Annotated in this window: 10 protein-coding genes; 2 read left to right on the forward strand and 8 right to left on the reverse strand. The window is 72.7% G+C overall.

The features are described from left to right. Positions 1-8 precede the first annotated feature (8 nt). From WMF12_RS41965 to WMF12_RS41980, 4 genes are all read right to left on the reverse strand, one after another. Entirely contained in the window at positions 9-893 is an 885-nt protein-coding gene (locus WMF12_RS41965; protein ID WP_437742335.1) for a zinc metalloprotease HtpX, read from the reverse strand. A 474-nt stretch (positions 894-1367) separates the two neighbouring features. Next, positions 1368-2021 (reverse strand): hypothetical protein, encoded by a 654-nt coding sequence (locus WMF12_RS41970; protein ID WP_437742336.1) that lies wholly within the window; start codon positions 2019-2021, stop codon positions 1368-1370. Beyond that, entirely contained in the window at positions 2018-2950 is a 933-nt protein-coding gene (locus WMF12_RS41975; RefSeq protein WP_437742337.1) for an ABC transporter permease, read from the reverse strand. Before WMF12_RS41975 ends, WMF12_RS41970 begins: the two co-directional genes overlap by 4 nt. A gap of 47 nt (positions 2951-2997) precedes the next feature. Further along, a complete protein-coding gene (locus tag WMF12_RS41980) occupies positions 2998-5190 on the reverse strand; it encodes a putative metal-binding motif-containing protein (protein WP_437854294.1) in 2193 nt (730 codons plus the stop codon). Positions 5191-5327: 137 nt separating this feature from the next. Between WMF12_RS41980 and WMF12_RS41985 the strand changes: the two genes are divergently transcribed. Further along, entirely contained in the window at positions 5328-6755 is a 1428-nt protein-coding gene (locus WMF12_RS41985) for a sensor histidine kinase (protein WP_437854296.1), read from the forward strand. Between the two features lie 33 nt (positions 6756-6788). Here WMF12_RS41985 and WMF12_RS41990 read toward each other — a convergent pair whose 3' ends face one another. The 3 genes from WMF12_RS41990 to WMF12_RS42000 all read right to left on the reverse strand — a co-directional run bounded on the left by WMF12_RS41990 (position 6789) and on the right by WMF12_RS42000 (position 8886). Continuing rightward, positions 6789-7229 carry a hypothetical protein gene (locus WMF12_RS41990; protein ID WP_437854298.1) on the reverse strand — a complete coding sequence of 147 codons (441 nt, stop codon included), beginning with the start codon at positions 7227-7229 and terminating at the stop codon, positions 6789-6791. A 33-nt stretch (positions 7230-7262) separates the two neighbouring features. Further along, positions 7263-7622, reverse strand: a complete 360-nt coding sequence (locus WMF12_RS41995) for a hypothetical protein (RefSeq protein WP_437742341.1) — start codon at positions 7620-7622, stop codon at positions 7263-7265. Between the two features lie 142 nt (positions 7623-7764). After that, a complete protein-coding gene (locus WMF12_RS42000; protein WP_437854300.1) occupies positions 7765-8886 on the reverse strand; it encodes a site-2 protease family protein in 1122 nt (373 codons plus the stop codon). A 259-nt stretch (positions 8887-9145) separates the two neighbouring features. Here WMF12_RS42000 and WMF12_RS42005 point away from each other — a divergent pair, with 259 nt between their 5' ends. Beyond that, positions 9146-11236, forward strand: a complete 2091-nt coding sequence (locus tag WMF12_RS42005; protein WP_437854302.1) for a carotenoid oxygenase family protein — start codon at positions 9146-9148, stop codon at positions 11234-11236. Here WMF12_RS42005 and WMF12_RS42010 read toward each other — a convergent pair. Next, positions 11218-11841: a hypothetical protein gene (locus WMF12_RS42010; protein ID WP_437742344.1), complete on the reverse strand. Its 624-nt coding sequence runs from the start codon at positions 11839-11841 to the stop codon at positions 11218-11220. The genes WMF12_RS42005 and WMF12_RS42010 overlap by 19 nt on opposite strands. Positions 11842-12220 lie beyond the last annotated feature (379 nt).

Here is a 12220-nt window from a genome sequence, read left to right on the forward strand (position 1 = left end):
GCCCGCCGTCAGGCCATCACCCTCGAAAAACCCCGCGCCGTCCGGCCGCTCGACGCCATCGAGAGCAGCCGGCTCACGCGCTCCTCGGTCGTCGGGTGCGTCGAGAACCACTTCAGCACCGAGCCAGCCCCGGCGAGCGGGTTGACGATGAAGAGGCTGGCCGTCGCCGGGCGCGCCGCCTCGGGGGGCACGAGCGCCACGCCGTGCTCCAGCTTGGACAGGGCGCTGGCGAGCGCCTCCGGGTCCCCGGACAGCTTGGCGCCGAGCTCGTCCGCCATGTACTCGCGCGACCGCGAGATGCCGAGCTGCACGAGGGTCGCCGCGATCGGCGCCACGATCGCGAGGGCCAGCCCGCCGAGCGGGCTCGCGCCGTCCTCATCGTCCGACGATCCGCCGAATATCCCGGCGAAGCTCACGGCATGGGCCACCCACGTGATGCCCGAGGCGAACGCCGCCGCGATCGTCGACACCAGGATATCGCGGTTCTTGATGTGCGCGATCTCGTGCGCCAGCACGCCGCGCAGCTCACGCTCGCTCAGGAGCTGCATGATGCCCTCGGTCACCGCCACGACGCCGTGCTCCGGGTTGCGCCCCGTGGCAAAGGCGTTCGGCTGCGCGTCCGGGATGACATAGACGCGGGGCTTCGGGATCCCCGCCCGACTCGAGAGCTCCTCCACCATCCGGTGCAGCCCCGGGGCCTCGAAGGGCGAGACCTCGGCAGCCCGGTGCACCGCGAGCACGATGCGGTCGGACATGAAATACGCACCCAGGTTCATCGCGAGCGCGAGCACGCCGAACAAGACGAGGTACCCGGGCCCCAGCGCCCCGCCGATGGACACCAGGATTGCCGACATGACGCCGAGCAACAGGATCGTCTTGATCTGATTCTTCATGAACTTCGTATCCTCCTCGAAGCGGAGCGCTGCAAGAGCCGCTCCCTGGAGATCGATGTGTCGCGCGTCGTCGCATTGCAATACCCCGCGCACCCGATCAGCAGACGTCGTGTCCGGCGGATTCCCGCCTGTGGCTCTCCTGACCGCCACCCCTGCTGGCTCGCCCCATTTCGCCCCACCGCCCCATTTCGCCTCTCGGCCCATTCCACCTCTGACACCGCATCGTCAGGCTCATCCTTCGTCGGCAAATGCCGTGGGCCCTCCGCGCCCGTGGTCGTCGCGCGGCGCAGGGAGGGCTGATGTCTGAGCCCATTTGACGTCATTCCTCTGGCGCTGCCGGAGGAGTCACGTCTCAGGCGAGTTCAGCCCTCCCTGCGCCGCGCGACGACCACGCTCCGAGGGCCGGTCAGCTCGGCAAGACCTCCCGGCACCGCGACGCGCGAGCTCAGCGCGGAATGCGCCCGCCAGCGCGCCTCACGCCTGCCAGATCGCCAGGAGCCACACCGCGACGCCCGCCGCGCACACCGCGAGCCCCGGCGCCGCCCGCGGCCACACCCACTGCCCCGTCACCGTGACCCCGCGCCGCACCACCCAGACGGCGCCCGCGACCCACGCCGCGAACGCCCCGACGAGGGCGACGACCCAGCCGACCCGCGGCGCGTCGTCGCGCGCGAGCGCCGCGAGGTGCTGCCGCTCGACCGCCGCGGCAGGCTCGGTCCGGGTGCCCGGCGGGCGCGGCGCGGCCGCCGAGAGGCGGGCGATGGCCGCGTTGGCCAGCTCGAGGTCCTCCGCGTGCGGCGTCGTGAGCCACCGCGTCTCCAGGGCGGCCGTGCGCACCGCGCGCCACGCGAAGAGCGCCGTGTCGGCCCGACCGAGGCCCTCCGCGGCCGTCGCGAGCGCGATCAGCCGCTCGTACGCCACGCGGACGTGCGGCGCCCCGGGGGCGTACCAGCCCGCCGCCCGCCGCGCGTGGAGCGCCGCCGCGTGCGCGTCGCCGGCGCGCAGGGCGTCCGTGCTCTCCGCGATCTCCCGCTCGCCCGCGGCCACCACCCGCAGCGACGCCGCGCCGACGAGGAAGCCGGCGACCGCGAGGCCGCGCAGCACGCCGAGCACGACCGAGCGCCTCACAGAAAGTCGCGTCTCTTGAAGACGAACGCCGCCACCAGCAGGAGAATGAGCGCCCACCCGGCGCACGTGATCGCCGCCCAGCCGAGGTACACGAGGAGGTTCGCGTCAGCGACCTCGCCCGCGAGCAACGGGCGCGGCGGCACGTAGATCTGAAGGTTCGGGACCACCTTGGAGAAGGCGTGCGCCGCGGCGCTGATCTGGGGGCCGAAGTACTTCACAGGCAGCCGGGCGAGCGAGTCCGCGTTGCGCCCGATGAGGAAGACGCCCAGCGTGAGCAGCGAGGACAGGAACGGCGTCGAGAACGACGAGAACAGCGTCGCCACCGCGGCGACGATGCCGACCTCGAGGAACGCGAGCGCGCTGCCCGCGAGCACGACGCGGCGCTCGGTCGGCGCGCCGTCCGAGAAGAGCACGCCGAGCACGAGGAAGACCGCCGCCCAGGGGATGAACCCGTACGTGCGCGCCAGCGGCGAGCGCCACGCCACGAGCCCGAGCGCCGCGAGCGAGGCGGCCCCGGCGCCCGCCACGAGGGCCAGCGAGCGGCCGGCCAGCACGGCGCTGATCTGCAGCACGAGCCCGGCGTCGGCCAGGATGAACACCCCGAGCGTGAGCAACGTGCCGAGGTACTTGCCGACGAGGTACTCGCCGCGGCGCACCGGGCGGGCCAGGATCGGGAAGATCGTCTTCTGCTCGAGCTCGCGGTACAGCGACGTCGCGCCGATGATGACGGCGACCGCGATGCTGAAGAGCGAGATCGACGCGACGCCGAGGTCGCTCACGACCCGCGCCCCGTTGCGGAGCGTGTAGGCGCCGACGATGATCGAGTAGAACGCGACGGCGAAGGCGACGCCCGCGAGGCCGATGAGGATGCGCGCCCGAAGCGATTCCCGGTAGGTGTTGAGGGCGATCGCAGAGATGCGGCCGAACATCGGGGCGACGTTAGCAAGGGACGGGGGGAGCTTGAAAGGGCCGCGGGTCAGGGGCCGGCGCCGTCCCCGGGGTCGACGACCCGCACGTCCAGGAACCACAGGCCGTGCGCGAGCGCGTGGCCGTCGATCTGGAGGTGATACACGCCAGGATCGAGCACGAGATCGAGGAAGCTCCGCTGGGGATCCGTACCGATCGTGCAGGAAAGCGGCATTTCGACGCCGGGACAGCCCGGGCCGCGGCGGACCGAGAGCAGCGTGTCGTAGCTCGAGCCGGCCATGTCGAGCACGACCCGCCTGCGCGCGGTGAGCGTGAGCCGGAGGAGCTGGTCCCGGGCGCCGCCCTCCTCCGTGCCGGCGCGGTCGCAGCCGGCGTCGAAGTCCGCGGCGGCGTTGGCCGTGTTGCCCTGGAAGAAGCCGCCGCTCTCCGGGATCTCCAGCGCCCCCTCGCACGCGTCGGAGAAGGGCACCAGCGTGGGCGGCACCGCCGGCCGGACCAACGCCGTCACGCTCACGGGCTGGCCGAGCTGCGCCTCGGCCACGACCCGGTACGACCCCGGCGCGACGTTGCGCCGCGCGCTCCGGAGCGGCGTGACCTCCCCCTCGCCGCACGCGAGCCGATCGCCTTCGCCGCCGCACGCCGGCGCGGACAGGGCGATCGCGCCGGTGTCGCCGGCCGACAGCTTCTCGACGAGCAGCACGTCGGACGCGACCGGCAGCTCGAGCGTGTACACGGCGTCGACGGCCGCCGGGCCGCAGCCGAGATCCACGTCGTCCTGGTGGCCGAGCAGCGACACGGAGACCGTCCGGTTCGGCGCGAGCTCGGCCGCCCCTTCGCACGCCTCGTCCGGCGGCGGCTCGGTCGGCGGCGAGAGCTCCAGCGTGACGAGCACCGAGGTCGGCGCCGTCGCGGAGACCGCGACGGCGTACACCCCCGCAGGCAGCGCGCGCCGGAAGAGGTGCGGCGCCGCTGCCGTCTGGCAGGCGAGCTCGTCCTCCGGCAGCGCGCACGCGGCGCTCCGCAGCGAGAGCGAGGGATCACCGTCGCCGTCGGTCGAGATCGCGTAGAGGTCGACGTCCTGGGGCTCGGCGAGCTCGAACGTGTACACGAGCTCCCCGAGCCCGGTCTCGCACGCGGTCCCGAGATCTAGGGCGGCGTCGAGGATCGTCGCCAGCGCCGGCGCGCCCGGCGAGAGGGGCGCCGCCGTGCCGCACGTCTCGTTCGCCGGCGCCGGCGCCGGCGGCAGGAACGCCACGTCGACGATGACCGGCGCGCCCACCTTCGTCGTCACGTAGAGCGGCAGCGCCGTCGCCCGCTCAGGATCGCCGAGGCCGCGGGCCCGGAGCTTCGCGAGCTTGCCGCCGTCCGCCGTCTCGTGCGGCCCCCCGCACGCGATCTCGGTCGCGGCGTCGCCGCACTGGCCGGCGAGCGTCACGGCGACGTCGGTGGCCTCCGTCTCGTCGTCGGGGGCCTCCGTCCGCGCGGTCACCTCGACGTCGACCGGCGGCCCCGGCGGCAAGATCACCGCGGCCACGACGTCGTGCGTGCTCGCAGGGCGGGGCAGGCCGCACGAGCTCGCGTAGTGGAAGCCCGCGCCCGCCGTCGTCATCGCGTACGAGCCCGGCGCGGAGATCTCCAGCGCGTCCAGGCACGTGTCGTGCTCCGGAGACACACAGCCGCCCTCGTCGGCGCGCCCGTTGCAGTCGTCGTCCCGATCGTTGCCGCAGACCTCGGGCTGCGCCGACGACACCGTGGGATCGGCGTCGTCGCAGTCGCCCCCGCCGCAGTGCTCGTCAGGATCGCCGTCGAGATCGGCGTCGCGCGGCGCGCTCGAGCACGTCTTGGTCGCCTCGTCGCAGGCGTCGATCGTGCATGTGCTCTGATCGTCACACGCGACCGGCGCGCCGGGCACGCAGCCGAGCCGCGGGTTGCAGCGCTCGACGCCGTCGCAGTGGACGTCGTTCTGGCAGGCGCTGTCGTCCGGCGTGAAACGGCACCGCCCGAGGGCGGTGTCGCACGCATCGAAGGTGCAGGGAAATCCGTCCTCGCACTGATCGTCGTCGACGCACGGGCCGCCCAGCGTCGGGTCCGCTGGAGCCTGCTCGCCGCCGGCGCCGCCGGCGCCGCCCTCACCGCCCGCCCCGCCGGTCGACGGGAAGGGGCTCGGGGCGCTCGAGGCGCAGGCAGCGCCGGAGAGCGCCGCCGCGGCGACCGCTCCGCAGAGGAGAGCGAGACGCGTCAAGGAGGAAGGCGTCGAGAAGGAGGAAGTGTGAGTCCGCATCGAACGAGGTGAGCGGCAATGAGCGTAGCAGGGCACCGCCACGTCTGGCATCATGGCGCGCGATTCCGCAGAGCGTCGCGGATAGAGGGAAAAACAGGGTGACCAGCGACAGATTGACCCGACCCGAGCTGACGTGGCTGCTGGCGCAGGAGGCGCGGAGCGCCGCTCAGAAGCTCCGCCAGGGCGTGGGGATGATCGCGACCGAGAGCGCGCCGCCGCCGACGCCATCGCCGGACGACGCCTCGGGCGGCGTCGAGAGCACGCTCAACCGGCTCGACGAGGCGGTGAGCATGCTCGCCTCGCTCCACGGCCGCCCCCTGCCGCGCGGGCGGCGCGGCCGCGTCGACCTGACGGCGCTCCTCTGGGAGGTCGCGCCCGAGGCGCGCGTGCAGATCGAGATGGGCGAAGGGACCACCGTGTTCGGCGACGAGACCGAGCTCCGGCGGATGCTCCAGGTGCTCATCGCGCAGGGCGGCGACCCATCGAGCCTGACCGGGGCGCCCGACGTGAGCATCCACCGCGTCGGCGACGAGGTCAGCGTCCGGGTCAACCTCGGCCCGGAGACGCCCGTGAACTTCGAGACCGAGCGGGTGTGGCTGTCGCGCATGGCGCTGCGCTACGGCGGCCGGCTCGAGCTCGACGGCCAGATGCAGACGCTGACGCTGCCCGCCGAGGTCGATCTCCAGCGCCTCGAGGTCGAGAGCCTCAAGAAGGAGCTCGCCGCCGCGCAGGCCCAGGGCGAGGCTTACGCGCGCGAGCTCGCCGCGGTCTTCTCGCGGGCCGAGGGCGAGCGCGAGCGCGGGTCGCTGTCCGGCGTCATCTCGCGGCTCGGCGGCAGCGAGCCGGTGTCGCACCTGCCGCCGAGCGGCGACAGCCTCGCGGTGCTCGTCGCCGCGGTGCGCGTGCTCGGCACGCAGCTGCGCGGCATCCTGTCGGCGATCGGCCGCGACATCGCGCCGCTCCGGACCCACGGCGGCGACGCGGGCGAGACGGCCTCGTCGGTAGGGCGCCACGTGACGGCGGCGTCAGAAATCGTCAGTGATCTCGCCAGGTTGGGCGCGTGTCCGCTCCACGAGTTCCCGCGCCACTGCGACGTCGCCGACGTGCTGCGCGACGTCGTGAAGGACGATCTCGCGCGCGCGGCCCGCCACGACGTGCGCGTGGTGGTCGAGGCGCCGGAGACCGCGCAGGAGGTGGTGCCGCAGGGCGCGCTGACGGTGCTGCTGCACGCGCTGCTCGATCACGCCATCAGCGCGTCGCCGCCGGGCAGCGAGGTGCTCGTCTCCCTCTCCGAGGGCCCGAGCGGGGTCGAGATCACCTTCGACGACGCCGGTCCGCCGCTCCCGGCCGCGGCGCGGAGCGTCGTGCTGAGCCGCGACTTCGAGGCGGTCGCGCAGGGCCGTCCGCCGGCGCTGCCGCTCATCGCGGCGCACGCGATCGCCGCCCACACGAACTACGGTATCGCCATCGAGGACGGGCCGCGCGGGGAGACGCGGGTGCGGCTCACGATCCCGCGCTCGGGCTGACGCCTCGTCGTCCACATCCAATGGAGCGACCTGCTAGCGCAGGAACGAGCTCGGCGGGAAATCGACGTCGAGGTTGAGCGTGGCGCCGCGCACGATATTGATGTCCTCCACCTGCAGCGTCGTGGTGACGGGGCGGTCGTTGCCACGCTCCACGAGCGTCGCCGTGGCCGTGTATTCATCGGGCGGGAGATCCACGGTGATGCTGAAGTCGTCGCAGCGCGCGTAGTCTCTCGCCACCTCGCGGCTGCCCCGGTAAACGATCAGCTCGAAATCCGCTCCTCCGCGGCTGTGCTGGGAGCACGCCCGCGAATCGATCCGGTTGGCCACGGTCCACTCCATCGTCAGGCTCCCGACGGCCTGCACGGGCCGCGGCCGGCGCTGGGAGCTGGGCTCCACGTCGACGATGCACCCCAGCGTCAGGAAGCTCGATAACGCGAGGCCGCAGAGGGGAAAGACGCTCTTCTCCTGATTCATCCTCGTACCCGTCCTTTCACTGCTGCCCCGCTGTCAACGCGGTGTGTAGTAACGGCGCCCCCGCTCGCGCGGATAGCTCAGCTCGCGCTCCGGCACGTACCGCGGCGACGTCCGGTACGTCTGCCTGTAGTGCTCGAGCTCCGTGGGCTCCTCCTCGAAGATGACCCAGCCCCGGTTCGTCGGGTAATACCAGCGGCCGTCGACCAGGTACGCATACGTCCCGCGGAAATAGACGCGCGGATACGCGGCGATCTCCACCGGGACGACCTCGGCGCGCACCGCCGGAACGCCGGACACGACGAACCCCCCCTCGGTCCCGACCGTGCCCATACACCCCATGAGCAGCGAGGCGCCGACCGCGAGCGCAGCCGCGGCGAGCGAGGCCCTCGTCACACCGAGAGATCTGGACCGCCCTCGCACGGGCGGAGTCACGTTGTTGCTCTGCTTCACGTCATTGCTCCTCGGAGCGCAACTCAGCAACGCGAGTGCCAGCGCGGCGCGACTCGAGATCTCCGGATCTCCGCCGGCGCGGCGCTCACCGGGCCGCGCGGAGCGCGCCGGCGAGCGCGAGCGCGCGCTGGATCTCCGCCGACGTCACCAGGCCGATCACGCGCTCGCCCTCGTCGAGCACCGCGATCACGCTCGCCTCGCCGCTCGCCAGCGCGTCGAACGAGCGGGACGCGTCGTCGTCCGCGTGCGCCCTCGGCACATCCACGGGCATCACCGCGCCGACCGTCGCCGGCGCGGCGCCGCCCTGCAGCTGGCGCGCGAGATCCCAGACCGTGACGACGCCGATCTCGCGGCGCCCCGCGCCGTCCCGGGGATCGTCGATGACCCGCGCGCCGACCAGGTTGTGGCGCAAGAGCCGCTCGGCCACCGCGCGAGGGCTCTCGTCCGCATACGCCTCGCCGAGCCGATCGGTCATGAACCGCGCGACCGGGATGCCGCGGAGGAGCTCGTTCGTGCTGGAGCGCGCCTGCTCGGCCGACGCCCCCATGTAGACGAACACCGCGATGAGCACCAGGATCAGGTTCCACGAGAGCAAGCCGAAGAGCCCGAAGGCCACCGCCATCACCTTGCCTGTCGCCGTGGCGATGCGCGTCGCGCGGGTCCGCCCGAGACGGCGCAGGAGCAGCCCGCGCAGCACCCGGCCGCCATCCATCGGGAAGGCCGGCAGCAGGTTGAACGCGCCGAGGAGAGCGTTCGTGATCGCGAAGGCCACGAGCGCGGCGCCGATCTCCGCCGGCGCCGGGAGCAGCCGATACGCGACGTAGCTGGCGAGCGCGATAACGAAGCTCACGAGCGGCCCGGCGAACGCCATCCACGCCTCGTGCTCGGGATCGTCGCGCTCCATCTGCGAGACGCCGCCCAGCATCATCAGCGTGATCGCGCGCACCCGGATCCCGTTCTTGAGCGCGACGAACGAGTGGGCCAGCTCGTGCACGAGCACCGCCACGAACAGCCCGACAGCCAGGATCGCCCCCCAGGCGAGCGGCGGCAGGCGCATCTCCTCGCGCGGAATCCCGAGCGACGACGCGATCACCGAGAACTGCGACGACGCCGCCCACGCCACGTACGGCAGGAAAATCAGCAATGTGATGTGCAGCCGTACCGGGATTCCACGGATCCGCAGGACTGTCAGCCCCTGGTCGAACATGTGCCTCCTGATCCACAGGTACAGATGGGGCCGACAAGCACCTTCGCAAGCCGCCGAGACAGCGCCAATGCGCGGAAGACCAGGGCAGCCGCGCGGCGTCGCCACGCAATGCAGAGAGGCGCGCGGCGCTGCGAGGGCGCCAGCGCGCGTCCGTCCCAGGCGGGAATCACGAGGAGGGGAGCGTGTTCGGAGGCGCGCGGTGCAGCGCGGCGCCCACGCGGCGCGCGGATTGGCGTAGCTTGGTGTGACCGAGGTCGTCATGCGCCAGCGCGTCCCCGATGCATTGATGGCAGCGAGCACGGAAGAGCTGACGAAGGTCGAGCTCGCGGTCCTGGAGTCATCCCACGCGGGCGGCGTGCCGCGGGACCTCACGGGCCACGTGTTCGCGATCGGGCCCGTCGGCTCGGTGGACGGCGACCTGCCCAGAGCGGACGGCGCGCCGATCCTCAATGGCAATGGGATGATCTACCGCCTCGACTTCGGCCGCGGCGGGGCGGTCCGGCTGACCTCGAAGATCGCGCGCACGCCCTGTTATCACGCGGACGCCGCCTCGCGCCCCGGCACGCGCTTCGAGGCGCTGGGCTTCCGTGACGCAGGGCTGCTCCGCTTCTCGCCGCACCTCGGCCTGCGGAACCACCTCAACACCGCGTTCGTGCCCATGCACGCGCCGCGCGCGCCGGCGCGCCTGCTCGTCACGAGCGACACGGGCAGGCCCTACGAGATCGACCCGGCCACGCTGGAGCTCGTCACGCCGGTCGGGCGCAACAGCACGTGGTACCCGGCCGCGCCCGTCGATCACCCCTTTCCGATGACGCTCTCGAGCGCGCACCCGTGCTTCGACGCGGAGCGGGGCGAGCTCCTCACCGTCAACTACGGCCGCTCGCTCCTCCACCTGTTCGTCGCGTCGCTGCCGCGGCTCGACGAGCTCGGCGCGCTCCCGCGCTCCTGGGATCGGCTCGCCGCGGCGGCCGCGTCGATGATCGAGCAGCAGCTCGTCCGCCCGAGGGCGGATCGGATCGAGGCGTTCGCCAAGCGGGCGCTCGAGCTCCTGCCCGCGCGCCTCCGCCCGAGCGCGCCGCCTGGGCCGGGCGACCTCCTCGCGCGGCAGGCGGCGCGCTTCGGCGGCGTGGCGCTCGACGAGCCGGCGGGCGACTTCGTGCATCTCTTGCGATGGGACGGCCACAACGAGCCCGAGCGGCACGCGCTGGTCCTGCCGAGCGGCGCGCCGGTGCGCATCGAGCAGAGCGTGCACCAGATCGGCCTGACGCGGCGCTGGGTCGTGCTCGCGGACACGGCGTTCAGGATCGGCCTGGAGAGCGTGGCGTTCCGGGGCTCCAAGGAGAGCCCCGGGGTCGAGCGCCTCGTCCGGTCGCTCCTCACGATGCCCCACGAGCCGAACACGACGTTCTACCTGGTCCGGAGGGACGCGCTGCGGCCGGGCGGCGGGCCGGTCGTGGTGAAGCGGGTCGTCGTCCCGCTGGAGACTCTCCATTTCCTCGTCGACTACGAGGACGCGGGGGACCGCATCACCGTGCACGCGGCGCACAACTGCGCGACCGATCATGGGGAGTGGCTCCGGCCCTGCGATCGGCACGCCGCCGACAAGACGCCGGCGCCGCCGCGCCTGCGCGGCCTGTTCCCGCTCGGGCAGGCGGACGTGAACCGGATCGGCCGGTATACCCTCGACGCGGCGGCCGAGCGCGTCGTGGACCAGGCGGTGTTCGCCGATGCCGCGCGGGCGCTCGGCGTCGGCCTCTATGCGTACCGGGAGACGGGCGCGTCGTGGATGCCGCCCGATCGCCTCGAGAACGTCTACTGGCGCGGCGGCGGGATATGGGATGAGCTGTCGACCGAGTTCATCGACCGGCTCTATGCGGCGCACCCGCACAGGTCGCTCCCCCTCCCGGCGCTCCGCCGGATGCGCGCGGAGGGCGGCCACCCCGACAGCCTGTTCCGGTTCAACCACCGCGCGATGCGGATCGAGGATCGCTACGAGTTCCCGCGGCGCGCCGTGGGGTCCTGGCTCAGCTCGCTGCAGTTCGTCCCGCGGCGCGGCGGCAGCGGGGCCGACACGGACGGCTACGTCGTGGCGATCGTCGCGACGCCGTGCCGCGCGGAGGTCTGGATCTTCGACGCGACGAACCTGGCGCGAGGGCCGCTCTGCAAGCTGGGACACCCGACGTTCCGGCCGGGGCTGACCCTCCACACGGCGTGGCTCAACTCGGTCGCGCCGTGGAGGGGTGGATACAGGGTGCCGGTGCGGGAGGATTACGAGGAGTTCGTGGCAGAGGCCCCCGGGGACCAGGTGAAGGCGCTCTTCGAGGAGGAGGTCTATCCGCGGTTCGCGTGAGCCGCGGAGAGGAAAGGCTGGGAGCCGCGGGACGAGGGCGGCTCGGCGCAGCGCGGGGGGACCTCGGCCCCGAGGCCGTCGACCCGCTCGAGCAGCACGCCCGTGGCGCCGTCTCCCAGGATCTCCGTGATCTGGTGGTTGCCCCACGGCTGCCCCTCGCGCAGGCGCCGCGACCGCACGTCGCTCGCCACGATGAGCACGCGCCGACACCCCCTGTCGAGGTGCCGATTCGCCAGCTCGACGGCCGCGGCAAAACCGCCCTGAGCGGGCGTGAGATCGATCGTCAGCGCGGGCACGAGGCCGGCCATGCACGCGGCGAAGGCCGCCCCACCGGCGTCCCCTCCCCCGCCGTCGTCGCCCGTCATGATGAGGACATCGACGAAGGGATCGCGGAGCCGCCCCACCTCGATGAGCTCCCGCAGCACCGCCGCGGCCATGGAAAGCGTGGTCTCCGTCGCGCCGGCGAAGCGCCGCTCCGCGACCCCCGTCGCCTCATGCAGCCAGTCCGCAGCGTGAGGGAGACCGTAGCTGGTGATGAGCTCCTGGTTCGTGACGACGCGCTCCGGCAGATAGGCGGCGACGGCCGCGATGCGACGCTGGACCATGTTTCTGCTCTGTTACGGCGCCGCGACCGATGCGCGCCGATGCTGCAAACCTTGGCCAGGGCAGCTCGATCCGGCGCTCCACCACCGCCGTTCGGCCAACGCCGAGCACGCTGGAGGGCCAGCGTCCCGGACGACATGAGACAACCCGCCACCGAGTCGTCGAGAGCCGTGGGGCAAACTACACAATCAGATGCTCCCTCCCCGTCACCGACATCCTCCACTGGACCATTTACAGAACGTCCTGCGCAAGTGGGAATAACAGCCGATTCGACTCCGTCCGCCGCCGGAGCAGGAAAGCGGCGCAGCGGGAGTGGCTTGTTGCGACGCGGGCGGTCTCGTCGCCCGCTCGCCGCGTCGCGTCGCGCTCCAGCGGCCGATT

Origin of the sequence: Sorangium sp. So ce363 (assembly GCF_051520435.1) — a bacterium.
In the GTDB taxonomy this organism is placed as follows: domain Bacteria; phylum Myxococcota_A; class Polyangia; order Polyangiales; family Polyangiaceae; genus Sorangium; species Sorangium cellulosum_B.

Bases quoted from the DNA above. Each gene is read 5' to 3' on its own strand.
- WMF12_RS41965 (WP_437742335.1), bottom strand. From the start codon at position 893: ATGAAGAATCAGATCAAGACGATCCTGTTGCTCGGCGTCATGTCGGCA.
- WMF12_RS41975 (WP_437742337.1), bottom strand. From the start codon at position 2,950: ATGTTCGGCCGCATCTCTGCGATCGCCCTCAACACCTACCGGGAATCG.
- WMF12_RS42010 (WP_437742344.1), bottom strand. From the start codon at position 11,841: ATGGTCCAGCGTCGCATCGCGGCCGTCGCCGCCTATCTGCCGGAGCGC.
- WMF12_RS41990 (WP_437854298.1), bottom strand. From the start codon at position 7,229: ATGAATCAGGAGAAGAGCGTCTTTCCCCTCTGCGGCCTCGCGTTATCG.
- WMF12_RS42000 (WP_437854300.1), bottom strand. From the start codon at position 8,886: ATGTTCGACCAGGGGCTGACAGTCCTGCGGATCCGTGGAATCCCGGTA.
- WMF12_RS42005 (WP_437854302.1), top strand. From the start codon at position 9,146: ATGCGCCAGCGCGTCCCCGATGCATTGATGGCAGCGAGCACGGAAGAG.